This is a genomic window from Escherichia sp. KTE31, assembly GCF_000407925.1.
Taxonomy (GTDB): Bacteria; Pseudomonadota; Gammaproteobacteria; order Enterobacterales; family Enterobacteriaceae; genus Escherichia; species Escherichia ruysiae.
Genome location: NZ_KE136726.1, coordinates 267,048 through 282,475, shown reverse-complemented (window position 1 = coordinate 282,475; position 15,428 = coordinate 267,048). Strand labels below are relative to the sequence as shown.

Here is a 15,428-nt window from a genome sequence, read left to right as displayed (position 1 = left end):
TTAAATGTTAGAAATTAACACTTCTAAAATTAAGAACACAGTTACATTTAGTGTAGATAAAGACAGCTTGAAAAAAGCGAAAGACTCTATTACAGGCTTAAAGGAATTCGCTGATAATATCAAGCCAGCTAAATTAAGGTTTGATAGCGTCACTAAAGGCTATAAGAAAGCACAAAGCGAAGTAGACAAGATTGCTCAACAGAAAGCTAAAACAGAAAAACAGAATCAAAGAGCACAAGCTGCCGCAGCAAGAGCACAGGCAAGGCAACAGCAACAAATAGCAGCACGTAAGGAGAAAGCTGAACTAAAGCTTTTAGACGTTGGATCAAGCATTAGTGCAATGCACCGTCTTTCTGTAGCTGAACAATACAAAGCTATTGCACAGGCTAGAGAGATAGCCAAACAATATGAGCAAGGGGCTATCTCGCTTGCACGTATGAACAGCCAGATGAAACGCCTACAACAACAACAACGTAAAATTAATGGCAATAGAAAAACTCAATTAGCCCCCGTTAAGGGAGGAGGATCAGGGAATTCCGCCACTATGGGCGCTCTGTTATTTGGAGGCGCTACGGCTGCTGCTGGCGTGATGGCTGTTAGTAAAGCCTCTGAATTTATGGCTAACAGCTTCGCTAATGCTGAAACACAAGGAGAATTAATCCAACGTGCAAGGCTTGGCGGTGTAGACGTTAACCAGATGTATAATATTACAGAATGGGCGTATAAAAACGGCGTTGACTCTATGATGGGTGATCAAGGGGCTAGAAAATACCTGGATCAGATGAAAGATGTTAGGGAACGTGCCGCAAAATCCTACAGTGAAGCTGAATTGGTGAAAGACAAGAAAGGAAAATCTGAATGGAAAGGCGGTGATAATGCTATTAATGAACTTCTAAACATCGGTGTTATTAACAAAAGCGACCTTAAAAAATTTGCTGATAATCCGGCTGGATTAATTTCTAAGGCTGTTAATGGAATGATGAAAAAAGGGTTTTCAGACTCCCAAATTGGACAACGTTTAGAAGACCTAGGCGATGATTTGATGCTTACATCAAAATATTGGCAACGTTCCGTTAAAGATGTACAAGAAAGTATTAATCAGCAAAAAGCCTCTGGAAAATGGCTAACAGAAACACAGCAAGACTCTATCGTTAAATTCAGAGAACTAAACAGACAGCTTTCACAGCTTTCTGATGCAAGACAAGTAGCATTTGTAGACGGCTTTATGAAATCTCTCGATCCAAAAGTAACGGAAGAGTTTATGAAAAACCTTTCTAATCTCACTCCGTATTTTACGAAGCTGGGTGAAGCTACGGGAAGTCTCTTTGATGCTATTATGAAGATTGTAAACTGGTTTAATCGTAATGATGATAAGACAGATGCTATTCAGAAAAATTTAGGTGATGCACCGCCATTAAGCAATGAAGGAATGAAACAGAATCTTTCTAATCTCGTTCCTGAACAATATAAAGGCGCTGGCACTGCAACAACTACACCTGATAATAGTCATTCTCTATTTAACACGATTAAGGGATTGCTTTTCGATGATAATGCTTCTTCTGTGTCAGATGTAAAAATGTCAGTCAGCGAAGCACCGATAACCAATCTCAAACAGGGGGCTTTAAATAATCTTGCAATGACAACTCCGGCTTATAATTTATCTCCTGTATTCAATCTGAATCCTACATTTGAAGTGGTAACGGAGGTTCCGCTTACTATTAATTCTGACACATCCAGATTAAGCGATTATGTGGATTTTACAGCGAGAGCAAGTCGGGATAGCTTCTTGAAATCATTAACATTAACCAGCTTATCAGGACAATCCAACGGCGGGGAATTCCCGCCATAACATTACAAGAAAATTATTATTATGGCGACCGCCGGGATTTTAACCATACGTGCAGCAAATACTCCAGAACAACACGTTCAGGCTGTTTACAAAGCAGAACAAGATATAGACTCTACAAAAAACGAAAATAGCAAAGCTAATAAAACAAAAGGAGAGAACGGATTTGCTATTGTTACCAGTGGGCTGGCATCTTCTGGTAATGACGTTTATGAAAATTATATGGCACTGGCCTTTGACAGTGTTGACGATGTGAACGTGAGACGTTCGGCAGATGTTACAAGCTACCCCGTAGAGAATGGTGCTACTGTGTCTGATCACGTTCAAATTAAAAACAATAAGTTTTCTCTTAAAGGGCGTATCACTGAAACACCGATTAAAAGCGATCCTGGCTTGTTAAAGAGTGCAGGGGTGAACGGGAACAGAAGATCATTAGCTATCGACTACTTGAATCAGATTATGGACAGTAGACAGCCTTTTCTTCTTGTTACAGAAAATAAAACTTTTGAGAACGTTGTTTTAACAGGCATCGAATACACAGAAGAGGCAAGCGAATCTCTGGTATTTGATTTGGAATTTGAACAGATCAGATTAGTGTCGTATGGCACTGTAAACACTGTAGCTATCAAAACACAGCCATCTAAGAACATCGGGGCTAATATGAAAAAACGTGTTAACACTGAAAAAGCAAGTAGTGAAGGTGAAGACACTATTACGCCTGCCTTTAAACAGGAATAGCCGTAAACGCCTCTAAAACGCTCTGTAACGATGTAATTATAAAAGAGGCTACCAATCTATGTTGAAGCCTCTTTATTGCGTCTATGGCGTTGTTTTACGCCTTAAATTTGATTTTTTTATTGATTGATAAGCCTTTCTCTATTTCAGGGTAGCGTAGAAGCTCAATATAGTTTTTAAGCTCTACTGGAGAAGCTGCATTCTTGCTATATGTGCGGAATGCCTCCGTTTTACCGCGTGTATGGCCCAGGAGAAGGGCGATCCTGTCTTCTGGAATTTGATTTCGATCAAGAAGCTGTGCTACTCCGTGTCTCAGAGAATGAAACACCTTCCTTTCTGTTCCCTTTTCCCCTAAAGCCTTTCGTTTAGCTCTTGTAAATCTCTGTGAATACCAAGTAGCTCGCTTACCATCTACACGCTCTGTAATGCTGGCGTGATAGAACAAAAAGCCATTATGAGGCTTTTCACGCAGCGACAACACCAACGGAGTGATAAGGCTATGTACAGGCACAACACGTGCCGCAGCTTTCGTTTTTCCCTGTGTGATTTCAAAACACAGCACACCTTCGATCTCTTTCACATCGTCTATTGTGAGACTTGCTATCTCATTGATCCGCATACCTGTATAAGCACCGATAAGACACAAAGCCATCATTTCTTTGTTTTCTGCTGAATTACCGGAAAATACTTGCAACACTTGCAATAGCTCTTTGTTAGAAAATGCCTCGTAGCTCTCTATGCTTTGTTCTGCATCAAGCCTATGCCCTCGCCAGGGTGAAAGAGTTCTTTCTGGTGCATCTGCATACCGAGAGGAAGCTAACTCCCATAATAAGGCCATTGGGCTGATATAGTTTGCAATTGTATGTTCTGAAAGGGTTTTTTTCATGTGTTCTATCCAGCCTGTAACAGTGGTGCGGCTTACATCTTGCAATGCAATATCAGGCTTTTTACGGTAGGAGAGAAACATCTCTACCGCTTTTCTTGCCTTAGCTAAAGTGGCTGGCTTCTTCTTCGTGCTGTTAATTGTCAGGTAGATTTCAAGAATTTTAAGCAATGACGGACACGAAGACGCTGTATCTTGCATTCTGGTAGCTGTTTTGGCGTATTTAGCCTTACTGCGTAACAGCTCCAGCGTGTTCTCTATTGTGCTGTTTACAGGGGCGACACTCTCCCGTAAGCAATGGTATTCATCTGCAATCTGATCACGCTTGCTACGTGCAACACGAAGATTACTTGTGTGTAGACTCCTGACAAACGTCCTTTTTCCTTCAAAAAAGGGCTGCATATACACAGGCAGCGTGATCCTCAAATAGTAGTTACCGTAAGAATCACAGATTAAGTATTGGTTAGGCTTGTATCTCATAAACTCCCCGGTTAAAGTGTCGGAGCGTTTGTAATGTGAAAATTGATTGTAACCTATTAAAAAGAATTATTTTTTCTAGGATATTCAATCAATTAGTGTCGGTTGGCAATGTGCCAATTGCTACGTCGTTCACGAGAAATTGTCATTGGCATCGATAATACTTATCCGACGATTATTTTTGATCAGCTAATCAGTCTTGGTGATAAATATGAAGGGGTGACTGCTCAGCCGGTTGAGTTTAGCGAAAATGGGGTTATCGATAATCTCTTCTACCGTCAGTTTGATTTTATTATCTCTCCGCAGCATGTATCCGCCCGAGTAAAGGGGCTGGAAAATCTAACTATCAGCGAACTGTCGCCGCTGCGGCTAGGGTTTCTTGTTTCCCGCCGTTTTGAAGAACGTCAGGAGCAGGAGTTATTACAGGAGCTACCGTGGTTACAGATGCGCTTTCAGAACCGCGCTAACTATGAAGCGATGATTGATGCGAACATGCGCCCTTGTGGGATCAATCCAACAATCATTTATCGCCCCTACAGTTTTATGGCCAAAATCAGCGCCGTTGAGCGCGGACATTTTCTGACAGTCATTCCACATTTTGCCTGGCGACTGGTGAATCCGGCAACGCTGAAATATTTTGATGCGCCGCATACGCCAATGTATATGCAGGAATATCTCTATTCACTGAAAAATCATCGCTATACCGCCACGATGCTACAGCAAATTGCTGAAGATCGTGATGGTACGAGCAATTAACCCAGCATTGAACCCGTTTCGATCAAGTTACGATGCAGATCGAAAACGTGGCTAAGATCGTGGTGAATATGCCCGCCAGGGGCATTTTCCAGATAGCGATGCAGATAGTCACGGTACATGGGATGGGCGCAGTTATCGATGATAGCGCGTGCGCGCTGAAGTGGAGAGAGGCCGCGCAGATCGGCGATCCCTTGTTCAGTGATGATCACTTTCACGCTGTGCTCGCTGTGATCAACATGACTACACATCGGCACGATGGTTGATATTTTTCCTTCTTTGGCGATCGACGGCGCCATAAAGATCGACAGATAAGCATTGCGTTCAAAATCACCGCTGCCGCCGATACCGTTCATTAAATTAACACCGGCAACATGCGTTGAGTTGGCGTGCCCGTAAATATCAAACTCCAGGCCGACATTCAGAGCGATAACGCCAAGGCGGCGGATAATTTCCGGGTTATTGGAAATCTCCTGCGGACGTAACACAATGCGACAGGAGAAATAGTCCATATTGTCATAAATCTTACGCAGTGAATCGGCAGAGATAGTCAAACTGGAGGCGCTGGCTCCGGTGATTTTTCCGGTTTCCAGAAGATGAACTACTGATTCCTGTAGCACTTCCGAATACATCATAAACGGTGGAATATCCGGGTTATCCCCGAGACGCGCCATTACCGCATTATTGATGTTGCCTACCCCACTTTGCAGTGGCAGAAATTCCGGCGGAATGCGCCCCTGTGCCATTTCACGTAATAAGAAGGTAACCACATTGTCGGCGATCTGTTGGCACATGGGATTTTGCTTATCCAGCAGCTTACCTGCATCAGGTAAGTTGGTTTCCACGACCGCGACAATCTTTTTCGGATCAATTTGCACATAACGAGTACCGACGCGATCCATCGCATGGAAGATCGAAACGCTATTGCGTCGCGGTGGTGCGCCAGGAATCACAATATCCGCCAGTTCCGCAACGCGCGGATCATGATAGTGATTGAGTTCAATGATTACTTTCTTGGCCCGCAGTAACCAGGTCGGAGCGTTACCGATCCCACTGGTTAACCAGACACGTCCATCCGGCTCGATGGCTGAGGCTTCAATTACCGCAACATCAATGTCGCCGAAGAAGCCGTAGTTGACCATTTGCGCGACTTCGCTCAAGTGCAGATCAACAAAACTGACTGCCCCCTGATTGATCTTTTGGCGTAACCCAGATGATGTTTGATACGGAGCGCGCCATGAAACGGCGTTAGCTTCAGAGAGCACGTCATCGGCGGCGGCGCTAATTGACGCTCCGGTTAGCAGGCGAATCTGGTACGGTTTTTTCGCCTCATGTTGTTCGTTGGCACGATGAGCAATAGCGACAGGTAGAGCTTTAGGTGAACCCGCAGGGGTAAAGCCGCTGAATGCTACCATATCATTGTGCTGGATAATTTCCGCCGCTTCATCGGCGGTCATCCTTGCCCAGATCATATTCATCTTTTGCTCCTTCATTCGCTGAGCATTAATGCCCGACGAAAGTAGGTTTACGTTTTTCCAGGAAAGCGTTCATACCTTCCTGATAATCCTCGCTGTCATAAACCGCTCGGCGCATCCCCTGAATACGTTCAAATTCGTCTGAATTCATCGTGTGCGCCTCGCCCAGCACGCGCAGTTCTTCCTTGATTACCGCGATCGCCAGCGGTGCTTTTTCGGAAATGTGGTGCGCCATTTGCAGGGTGAAATCTTCCAGCTCGCTGATGTCAACAACGTGGTTGAGAATGCCAACAGCCAGCGCGCGTTGGGCGGTGACTGGCGAAGCAGTAAATATCAGTTCTTTGACGATGTGGAAGCCCGCGTCGCGGGTCAGGTTGTGGATGCCCACCAGGTTATACGGTACGCCAAGATTAACTGGGGTCATTGAGAAGGTCGATGTGCTGGCGGCGATGATCAGATCGGAACTCATGATCATTTCAAAAGCACCTCCCCAGACGCTACCTTCGACCATTGAGATAATCGGTTTCGGGCATTTTTGGATCATACGGGTAATTTGCCGTAGCGGATCATCGTAAGAGAGAGGATCGCGACCGCCTGATGGCAATTCATGGATGTCGTGGCCTGCGGAGAATACTTTGGAACCACTCGGGGCACGCAGAATGATACAGCGAATTTCGGGTCGGTTGAGATCGCTTAGTGCCTGGATCAGGTCGTCAATAAAGACTTTACTCAATGCATTGAGTTTGCGGCCATAGTTAAACTCAATGACCGCCACTTTGTTGATGATAATGACATTAACATACTGATAAGACATAAAAATTCCTTTAATCAAAATATTGAGTCTGGATAAATTCACTGAGCTGCCGCAAGCCGGTGCGCGGCGAGAGCGTATTGTTTTTGATTGCTAATAGCGTCTGGCGGTAATAGCGATCGAAATCTTCATTCGCGAACAGGTGGTGCAGCACTTCTTCTTCGGTTTGTTTACGCAGCCATTCCACCGATTGTTGTTGCCGCATTTGTTGCAAACGACCGCTGGCGGTAAGTGCGGTTTTGAAATCGATAATTGCGCGCCAAATCTCATCGATACCGCATTTTTCCAGCGCGCTACAGGTGAGAACCTGCGGCTGCCATTCGTCATATTTGCGACGCAGAATATGCAGAGCGCCCTCGTACATGTGGCGGGCAATGGCGACATTCGCGTGGTTATCGCCATCGTCTTTGTTAATGACAATCAGATCTGCCATCTCCATCAGCCCCTTTTTAATGCCCTGGAGATCATCACCACCACCGGCGATTTGCAGTGAGATAAAACAGTCCACCATGCGGGCTACTTCGGTTTCCGACTGCCCGACGCCGACGGTTTCAACGATCACCACGTCATAACCCGCCGCTTCGCATAACAGCATTAACTCCCGCGCCCGCTGGCTGGCGCCGCCCAGATGACCGGATGATGGAACCGGGCGAATAAATGCCGTATCGGCACGCGCCAGTTCGGTCATCCGGGTCTTATCGCCAAGAATGCTGCCACCGGTCACTGGGCTGCTGGGATCGACGGCAATTACCGCGACTTTCAGCCCCTGGCGAATCAGCAACATACCGAAAGCTTCAAGAAAGGTGCTTTTCCCCGCGCCAGGTGTGCCGGTAACGCCCAGGCGCAGTGCATTTCCACAAAACGGCATGATGGCGTCGAGCAACTGAGTACTTAGTTCCTGATGACGTGGATGACGGCTTTCTACCAGCGTCATCGCCTGGGCGAGCGTGGCACGCTCACCCTGACGTAAGCGCCGAATGTTGTCTGTCAGCGTGGCTTCGTTAATCATGACGCTGGCTAATCCGATTCAGTACATCACGTACGCTGTCGAGCATGGGAGTACCCGGACCATAAATCGCTGCCACGCCACGTTCTTGCAGGAAGGCATAATCCTGCGGTGGAATAACGCCGCCAGCGACTACGCAGATATCTTCGCGTCCCCATTTTTTGAGGGCTTCTACCAGTTCCGGGATCAGCGTTTTATGCCCGGCAGCGAGTGAGGACGCCCCCACCACATGAACGTCGTTTTCCACCGCCAGGCGGGAGATCTCTTCTGGTGTCGAGAACATCGGACTTAAATCAACGTCAAATCCAAGATCGGAATAGGCGCTGGCAATAACTTTGGCCCCGCGATCGTGTCCATCCTGCCCCATTTTGGCGATCAGAATGCGCGGGCGACGGCCGTTATCCGCGAGGAACTGTTCCGTTTGCGCAACAATCGCATCAAATTCGCAAGCTGATTTTTCCGACTGATGATAGCTTTGCGCAATCACGCCGGTAACACACTGGCTCGGCACCAGATAACGGTCAAAAGCGGCTTCCAGCGCATCGGAGATTTCATCCAATGTCGCGCGAACGCGTGCCGCATTAATAGCAGCAGCCAGCAGGTTTTCGTTTTGCAGTGCCGCATTAGTCAGAGCATTCAGTGCGGTGGTTACGGCAGCATCATCGCGGGTGGCGCGAATATGCTCCAGTGAAGCAATCTGCTCGTTACGTACCATCACGTTGTCTATTTCAAGGACATCGGTTTCGTCTTCGTGATCCAGCTTGTACTTGTTAACGCCAACAATCACGCGTTTGCCCTGATCGATCAGTGACTGCTCACGCGCAGACGCCTCTTCGATCATTCGTTTTGGCAAACCCGCTTCGATCGCTTTCGCCATGCCACCAGCCTCATCGATCTGTTGGATAATAGCTCTGGCTTGTTTAACGATCTGATCGGTCAACGACTCAACGTAATAAGATCCGGCCAGTGGATCGACGGTGCGGCAGATTTCTGACTCTTCCTGAATGATTATCTGAGTATTACGGGCTATACGTGCCGAGAAGTCGGTTGGCAGCCCAAGAGCCTCATCAAAAGCGTTGGTATGCAGTGATTGTGTACCGCCAAGTGTGGCGCCCAACGCTTCAATGGTGGTGCGGATAACGTTGTTATAGGGATCTTGCTCGGTGAGACTCCAGCCTGAGGTCTGACAGTGGGTGCGCAGTGCCAGTGATTTTGGATCTTTGGCTCCAAATCCGCTTACCGCCTCACTCCAGAGATAACGTGCGGCGCGCAGCATGGCGACGTTCATGAAAAGATCCATACCGATGCCAAAGAAAAACGACAGGCGCGGGGCAAAGTCGTCAATTTTCAGGCCAGCAGAAAGTGCAGCTTTGATGTACTCAATTCCATCAGCGAGAGTAAATGCCACCTGCTGCACGCAGTTTGCTCCCGCTTCGCCCATGTGGTAACCGCTAATACTGATGGTATTAAAGCGCGGCATATTGCCGGAACACCAGGCGATGATGTCAGCGATAATACGCATCGACGGTTTTGGCGGATAAATGTAGGTATTGCGGCAGAGGTACTCTTTCAGAATGTCGTTCTGGATGGTGCCTGTGAGTTTCTCAGGCGACACGCCCTGTTCCTCTGCTGCCACAATATAAAACGCCAGGACCGGCAACACCGCCCCGTTCATAGTCATCGATACCGACATTTGATCCAGCGGGATCTGGTCGAATAGCACCTTCATATCTTCAACGGTGTCGATAGCGACGCCTGCTTTACCGACGTCGCCTGAAACGCGCGGATTGTCAGAGTCGTAACCACGGTGGGTGGCGAGGTCAAAGGCAACGGAAAGGCCCTTTTGCCCGGCAGCGAGGTTACGGCGATAAAAGGCGTTAGATTCTTTTGCCGTGGAGAAACCAGCATACTGACGAATGGTCCACGGTTGAGCGGTATACATGGTGGCACGTGGACCACGAACGTAGGGGGGCAAGCCTGGAAGGGTGCCGGTTACTTCCAGATTGTCGAGATCGGCTTCGGTATACAGCGGCTTGATGGTTATCCCTTCCGCCGTTTGCCGTACCAGTGAGTCGACGTTTTTCTCCCGACGGCTCAATTCCTTGTTGGCAAGTTGTTGCCATTCCTGCACGTTAGACATTATTTGCTCCATAAAACGCAATCAAAATGGTGGGATGCGCTTACGGTGAGCTTTTTACACGGGGTTGTCGCCAGCAAAAAAAATGCATTGGGACGTCATTTTTTGCCGCGTGAGATTTGTCTGTTTCGTGATGTTGTTCAAAGAAGGTAAAAAGAAAAAAGGAAAATGCCTGATATGTGCTACCAGGCATTAAGTGATTGATTAATCCTGACGAAGCACTTTGTGACCATAGTCGAGCAAAGCATCGGTGACTTTACGCATCATGCGGCTTTCTGGGGCAAAGCGGTGCCAGTAGAGCATTCGCCGTTGAAACAGCCCTGGCGTAAGGTCGATCAGCTCGCCGCTCGCCAGTTCTTTCTCAATTTGCAGGTGTGGGATCATACAGCAGGTTGTTCCCTGGCGAGCGAGTTGAACGAAGGCTTCAGACGAGTTAACGATATGGCACGGCACGCTACCTGGCGGCAGATCGAAGTTTTGCTGTAAAAAGGCCTGGTGCATATCGTCGAGATGGTCAAACGCCACCACTGGTGCCTTGAGCAGCGCAGAGCGGCTTACTCCGTTAGGGAAGTATTTCTCGGCAAATGGTCTGGAGCTGACGAACAGATAGTCAAGCGCGCCAAGTTTATCGACAAGACAACTGGGCAGCGCCTGATGTTGAATACTCACCGCGCCAACTACTTCACCGCGACGCAGGCGTTCCTGGGTGCGGGTTTCATCTTCCACCTGCAAGTTCAGACGAATAGGCGAATCAGCCAGCACCGGAGCCAGCGCCGGTAGCAGCCAGGTTGCCAGACTGTCAGCGTTGACCGCCAGTGAAAGCAGTAGTGGGGTTGAACCGGTTTGTTCATCCCCCAGCCACTCTTCTTCCAGCAATTCGACCTGGCGAAGCAGTGCCAGCAGTTTTTGCCCTTGTTCTGTAGGTCGCGGCGGGACAGTACGCACTAATAACGGCTGCCCGAACATATTTTCCAGCTGCTTAATGCGCTGTGAGACGGCTGATTGCGTAATGCACAATTTCTGTGCCGCGCGCTCAAATCCTCGTTCACGTATTACCGCATCCAGTGCCTGTAATGTTCTGTAGTCCGGGCGTTTCATTGCTTTAACCTGCTCCTCAAATTTTCTTATGCCGAACTATGACATAATTTTGCTTTGGGTACAGAGCATTTAACGTATACAAAAGCAGCCATAATGGAAATTTTGACTGACAACACCGTGTTTTTTTAGGCTTTGTGGAGCGTACAGGCAAGGTTCTGTGGGCGAGTTACTGGCACTGGATGTGATTTTTATTGGTAATATTATCAATTAATTGTATTACAGAGCTTCACCTTTATCGGCGTAGTTTCAGATATGCAGACTGGGGGATAGAAGGGTAATTCTGATGCCTCCTGATACCCAGCTTTGCCGGGGTGAAAGGGGATGTCCGCCATTGCCTGTTATTTCATGGATGAGTTATCCGTACGACTTGCTGACGGGGTCTGAATCGCTTTTTTTGTATATAATGCGTCTGAAATTTCATACCACAGGCGAAACGATCATGACGCAGGATGAATTGAAAAAAGCAGTAGGATGGGCGGCACTTCAGTATGTTCAGCCCGGAACCATTGTTGGTGTTGGTACAGGTTCCACCGCCGCACACTTTATTGATGCACTCGGCACGATGAAAGGTCAGATTGAAGGGGCAGTTTCCAGCTCGGATGCATCCACTGAAAAACTAAAAAGCCTTGGCATTCATGTATTTGACCTCAATGAAGTTGACAGCCTCGGCATCTACGTTGACGGTGCAGATGAAATCAACGGTCATATGCAGATGATCAAAGGCGGCGGTGCGGCGCTGACGCGTGAAAAAATCATCGCCTCGGTTGCAGAGAAATTTATCTGCATCGCGGACGCCTCCAAGCAGGTCGATATTCTGGGCAAATTCCCGTTGCCGGTGGAAGTGATTCCGATGGCGCGTAGTGCAGTGGCTCGTCAACTGGTGAAACTTGGCGGTCGTCCGGAATATCGTCAGGGCGTGGTGACTGATAACGGCAACGTAATCCTCGACGTCCACGGTATGGAAATCCTTGATCCGGTGGCGATGGAAAATGCGATTAACGCGATTCCGGGTGTGGTTACTGTTGGTCTGTTTGCCAACCGTGGTGCGGACGTCGCGCTGATTGGCACGCCTGACGGCGTTAAAACCATTGTGAAATGATCTGACGGGGGAGTTCGTTCCCCCGTTAAAAATTTTTTGCGTTGTTAAATTTGGTGACATCTATCACATTTTTAACTCACTTTTGCCTAACTCGCTAAAGAAAGTCTCATCTTCAGCATTTTATTCTGTTAATCAACCTCTCGTGATATTTCCTCAACATCGCGACGCAAACGTTCATATTGCCGCATTATTATTTTTTGATATGTTGAAAGGCGGATGTAAATCCACACACAACATTTCAAAGACAGGATTGGGTAAATGGCAAAGGTATCGCTGGAGAAAGACAAGATTAAGTTTCTGCTGGTAGAAGGCGTGCACCAAAAGGCGCTGGAAAGTCTTCGCGCGGCAGGTTACACCAACATCGAATTTCATAAAGGCGCGCTGGATGATGAACAATTAAAAGAATCCATCCGCGATGCCCACTTCATCGGCCTGCGATCCCGTACCCATCTGACCGAAGAAGTGATTAATGCCGCAGAAAAGCTGGTCGCTATTGGCTGTTTCTGCATAGGCACAAACCAGGTTGATTTAAATGCTGCGGCAAAACGCGGGATTCCGGTATTTAACGCACCGTTTTCGAATACGCGTTCTGTCGCCGAGCTGGTGATTGGCGAACTTCTGCTGCTATTGCGCGGAGTGCCGGAAGCCAACGCCAAAGCGCACCGTGGCGTATGGAACAAACTGGCGGCGGGGTCTTTTGAAGCGCGCGGCAAAAAGCTGGGTATCATTGGTTATGGTCATATCGGTACGCAGCTTGGCATTCTGGCGGAGTCGCTGGGGATGTATGTTTACTTCTATGATATTGAAAACAAACTGCCGCTGGGCAACGCGACGCAGGTGCAACATCTTTCCGACCTGCTGAATATGAGTGACGTGGTGAGCCTGCATGTGCCTGAAAACCCGTCCACCAAAAACATGATGGGCGCGAAAGAGATCTCGCTGATGAAGCCCGGCTCGCTGCTGATTAACGCCTCGCGCGGTACTGTGGTCGATATTCCGGCGCTGTGTGACGCACTGGCGAGCAAACATCTGGCTGGTGCGGCAATCGATGTATTCCCAACAGAACCAGCGACCAACAGCGATCCGTTTACCTCACCACTGTGCGAATTCGACAACGTCCTGCTGACGCCGCACATTGGCGGTTCGACTCAGGAAGCGCAGGAGAATATCGGTCTGGAAGTTGCGGGTAAATTGATCAAGTACTCTGACAATGGCTCCACGCTCTCTGCGGTGAACTTCCCGGAAGTCTCGCTGCCGCTGCACGGTGGCCGCCGTCTGATGCACATCCACGAAAACCGTCCGGGCGTGCTGACTGCGCTGAACAAAATCTTTGCAGAGCAGGGCGTTAACATCGCCGCGCAGTATCTGCAAACATCTGCTCAGATGGGCTACGTAGTTATTGATATTGAAGCAGATGAAGACGTTGCTGAAAAAGCATTACAGGCAATGAAAGCGATTCCGGGCACCATTCGCGCCCGTCTGCTGTACTGATTCCCTTCTCTGACAAACAACGGGCAGGTCGCTGACTTGCCCGTTTTTTTATCCCTTTTCCCGCGCTTATCGCTGCATTTGCAGTGTGCTGCAATCGCCTTTGCGAGTCTGCTCGAAGAAATAAATCAAAGCCAGATCAATGCGTTGCCTTTATTCGAAGAGGATTTACGATGGCGGGACAGCACAGGGCTGTAACGGTAAAGCCCTCACCGAAGCGAGGGCTTGAAGGAGAAGGGTTATGATGCGACTTGTCATCATACTGATTGTACTGTTACTCATAAGTTTCGGAGCTTATTAACAGTCAGTCACAGGGGAGGAGCAATCCTCCCTTACCCTTACTCACTAAATTAGGTCAAAGAATCAACGATGTCAATCAGGGCGATGCGGGAGGCGTCGCCCTGAACCGATCTTTTTGATAGTCACATCACTGTCCTCGTTTACTGCCGTAATAAATCTCTTTTGCCCACAATGTATTCATACCTTGCATGACGTTTTACGAGCGCGCTCGAAGAAAAGATTTAAAGCCAGATCAAAGCGTTGTGGTTATTTAAAGAGAGTTTACGATGGCGGGGCAGCACAGGGCTGTAACGGTAAAGCCCTCACCGAAGCGAGGGCTTAAAGGAGAAGGGTTATGATGCGACTTGTCATCATACTGATTGTACTGTTACTGATAAGTTTGCCAGCTTATTAACAGTCAGTCTCAGGGGAGGAGTAATCCTCCCTTACCCTTACTCACTAAATTAGGTTAAAGAATCAACGATGTCAATCAGGGCGATGCGGGAGTATCGCCCTCACCACTCCCAGACTTTCGACGGTGTAACCACCGCAGGCAGTGGGATATCCCACTCTTCAACCGGCAGTTTTTCTACTAACTGACAATCATGCGCATAACCTACTGGCTGCATTTTGTAGTGCTGCCAGTTTTGCAATGTCCGATCATAAAAACCGCCGCCCATTCCCAGGCGTTGACCGTACTCATCAAAGGCGACCAGCGGCGTGACCAGCACATCTAACCGGGAAAGGGGAAGCACATCGCGCACGTCCAGTTTCGGCTCGTGGATCTTTAACCTGTTCACTACCAGTTCACTTTGCGGATGGTAATTCAGGAATAGTAAGTTACCAGCACTAAAGGGATGCAAAACTGGAAGATACACGCGCTTACCGGCACGCCAGAGTTGTTCTATGAGCGGTTGGGTGTCGAGCTCGCCATCAAAAGAGAGGAATACAGCGACCGTATGCGCCATCACCACCGGGGGATAAGTCATCATCCGGGTAGCGGCTTGTTGACCCATTTCTTGCTGTTGTTCCGGCGTTAACGCACGACGACGTTGCCGAATCATTTTACGGATTTCTTGTCGGGATAATGTCAGTGGGAGTTCTGGTAGTTGCGTCATGGCTGGTGCCAGATAAGAAGGGAATCTCCGAGATGCCGCCGCAGGCTGTAACCCTTGAACCCTTGGTTCAAGGTGAATGTGTCGTCGCAGTTTTAAGGCTTCTCGGACGAACCGAGCATGCTCACCAACCACGGAGCGCCACATTCTTGTGGTATGAAATATCGGCTCAGGGGACTGGCCCGCTTGCGAACATCTCAGAGAAATTTTGTCTTCACGGTTACTC

Annotated in this window: 12 protein-coding genes, 1 other RNA gene and 2 pseudogenes; 7 read left to right on the top strand and 8 right to left on the bottom strand. The window is 48.2% G+C overall.

Translation table 11 applies throughout. The annotated features are described in order from the left end of the window. The first annotated feature begins 4 nt into the window (after nt 1-4). Together WES_RS04265 and WES_RS04270 are read left to right on the top strand one after the other, a co-directional pair. On the top strand, nt 5-1,849 hold the full coding sequence (locus WES_RS04265; protein WP_016235252.1) for a hypothetical protein: 1,845 nt from the start codon (nt 5-7) through the stop codon (nt 1,847-1,849). Between the two features lie 21 nt (nt 1,850-1,870). Then, a complete protein-coding gene (locus WES_RS04270) occupies nt 1,871-2,584 on the top strand; it encodes a phage baseplate protein (RefSeq protein WP_016159678.1) in 714 nt (237 codons plus the stop codon). 81 nt (nt 2,585-2,665) lie between these two features. On the opposite strand, the pseudogene WES_RS04275 reads toward WES_RS04270, so the two are convergent. Then, nucleotides 2,666-3,944, bottom strand: a pseudogene (locus WES_RS04275) (tyrosine-type recombinase/integrase). A gap of 123 nt (nt 3,945-4,067) precedes the next feature. Here WES_RS04275 and WES_RS04280 point away from each other — a divergent pair. Then, nucleotides 4,068-4,697, top strand: a pseudogene (locus tag WES_RS04280) (LysR substrate-binding domain-containing protein); the annotation flags it as partial. Here WES_RS04280 and scpC read toward each other — a convergent pair. The 5 genes from scpC to argP all read right to left on the bottom strand — a co-directional run bounded on the left by scpC (nt 4,694) and on the right by argP (nt 11,221). Then, nucleotides 4,694-6,172: a propionyl-CoA:succinate CoA transferase gene (gene scpC / locus WES_RS04285; protein WP_001056014.1), complete on the bottom strand. Its 1,479-nt coding sequence runs from the start codon at nt 6,170-6,172 to the stop codon at nt 4,694-4,696. The pseudogene WES_RS04280 and the gene scpC overlap by 4 nt on opposite strands. A gap of 25 nt (nt 6,173-6,197) precedes the next feature. Next, on the bottom strand, nt 6,198-6,983 hold the full coding sequence (gene scpB / locus WES_RS04290; protein WP_000122067.1) for a methylmalonyl-CoA decarboxylase: 786 nt from the start codon (nt 6,981-6,983) through the stop codon (nt 6,198-6,200). Between the two features lie 10 nt (nt 6,984-6,993). Next, complete coding sequence (meaB, locus tag WES_RS04295; RefSeq protein ID WP_016159675.1) at nt 6,994-7,989, bottom strand: methylmalonyl Co-A mutase-associated GTPase MeaB; 996 nt, start codon at nt 7,987-7,989, stop codon at nt 6,994-6,996. Further along, nucleotides 7,982-10,126, bottom strand: a complete 2,145-nt coding sequence (scpA, locus tag WES_RS04300; RefSeq protein ID WP_016159674.1) for a methylmalonyl-CoA mutase — start codon at nt 10,124-10,126, stop codon at nt 7,982-7,984. Before scpA ends, meaB begins: the two co-directional genes overlap by 8 nt. A gap of 201 nt (nt 10,127-10,327) precedes the next feature. Continuing rightward, nucleotides 10,328-11,221 (bottom strand): DNA-binding transcriptional regulator ArgP, encoded by an 894-nt coding sequence (gene argP, locus WES_RS04305; protein ID WP_000828352.1) that lies wholly within the window; start codon nt 11,219-11,221, stop codon nt 10,328-10,330. Nucleotides 11,222-11,660: 439 nt separating this feature from the next. Here argP and rpiA point away from each other — a divergent pair, with 439 nt between their 5' ends. The 4 genes from rpiA to WES_RS24155 all read left to right on the top strand — a co-directional run bounded on the left by rpiA (nt 11,661) and on the right by WES_RS24155 (nt 14,502). Further along, a complete protein-coding gene (gene rpiA / locus WES_RS04310; RefSeq protein WP_024191163.1) occupies nt 11,661-12,320 on the top strand; it encodes a ribose-5-phosphate isomerase RpiA in 660 nt (219 codons plus the stop codon). Nucleotides 12,321-12,578: 258 nt separating this feature from the next. Beyond that, nucleotides 12,579-13,811, top strand: a complete 1,233-nt coding sequence (gene serA / locus WES_RS04315) for a phosphoglycerate dehydrogenase (protein ID WP_001151617.1) — start codon at nt 12,579-12,581, stop codon at nt 13,809-13,811. Between the two features lie 238 nt (nt 13,812-14,049). Next, on the top strand, nt 14,050-14,109 hold the full coding sequence (ibsC, locus tag WES_RS23065; RefSeq protein ID WP_071524576.1) for a type I toxin-antitoxin system toxin IbsC: 60 nt from the start codon (nt 14,050-14,052) through the stop codon (nt 14,107-14,109). Nucleotides 14,110-14,442: 333 nt separating this feature from the next. Next, nucleotides 14,443-14,502, top strand: a complete 60-nt coding sequence (locus WES_RS24155) for a type I toxin-antitoxin system Ibs family toxin (RefSeq protein ID WP_100635201.1) — start codon at nt 14,443-14,445, stop codon at nt 14,500-14,502. 100 nt (nt 14,503-14,602) lie between these two features. Here WES_RS24155 and WES_RS04320 read toward each other — a convergent pair whose 3' ends face one another. Beyond that, nucleotides 14,603-15,205, bottom strand: coding sequence for a 5-formyltetrahydrofolate cyclo-ligase (locus WES_RS04320; protein ID WP_016159672.1), 603 nt, complete (start codon nt 15,203-15,205; stop codon nt 14,603-14,605). 20 nt (nt 15,206-15,225) lie between these two features. After that, nucleotides 15,226-15,409: non-coding RNA, 6S RNA (gene ssrS / locus WES_RS23060), on the bottom strand. Between the last annotated feature and the right edge of the window lie 19 nt (nt 15,410-15,428).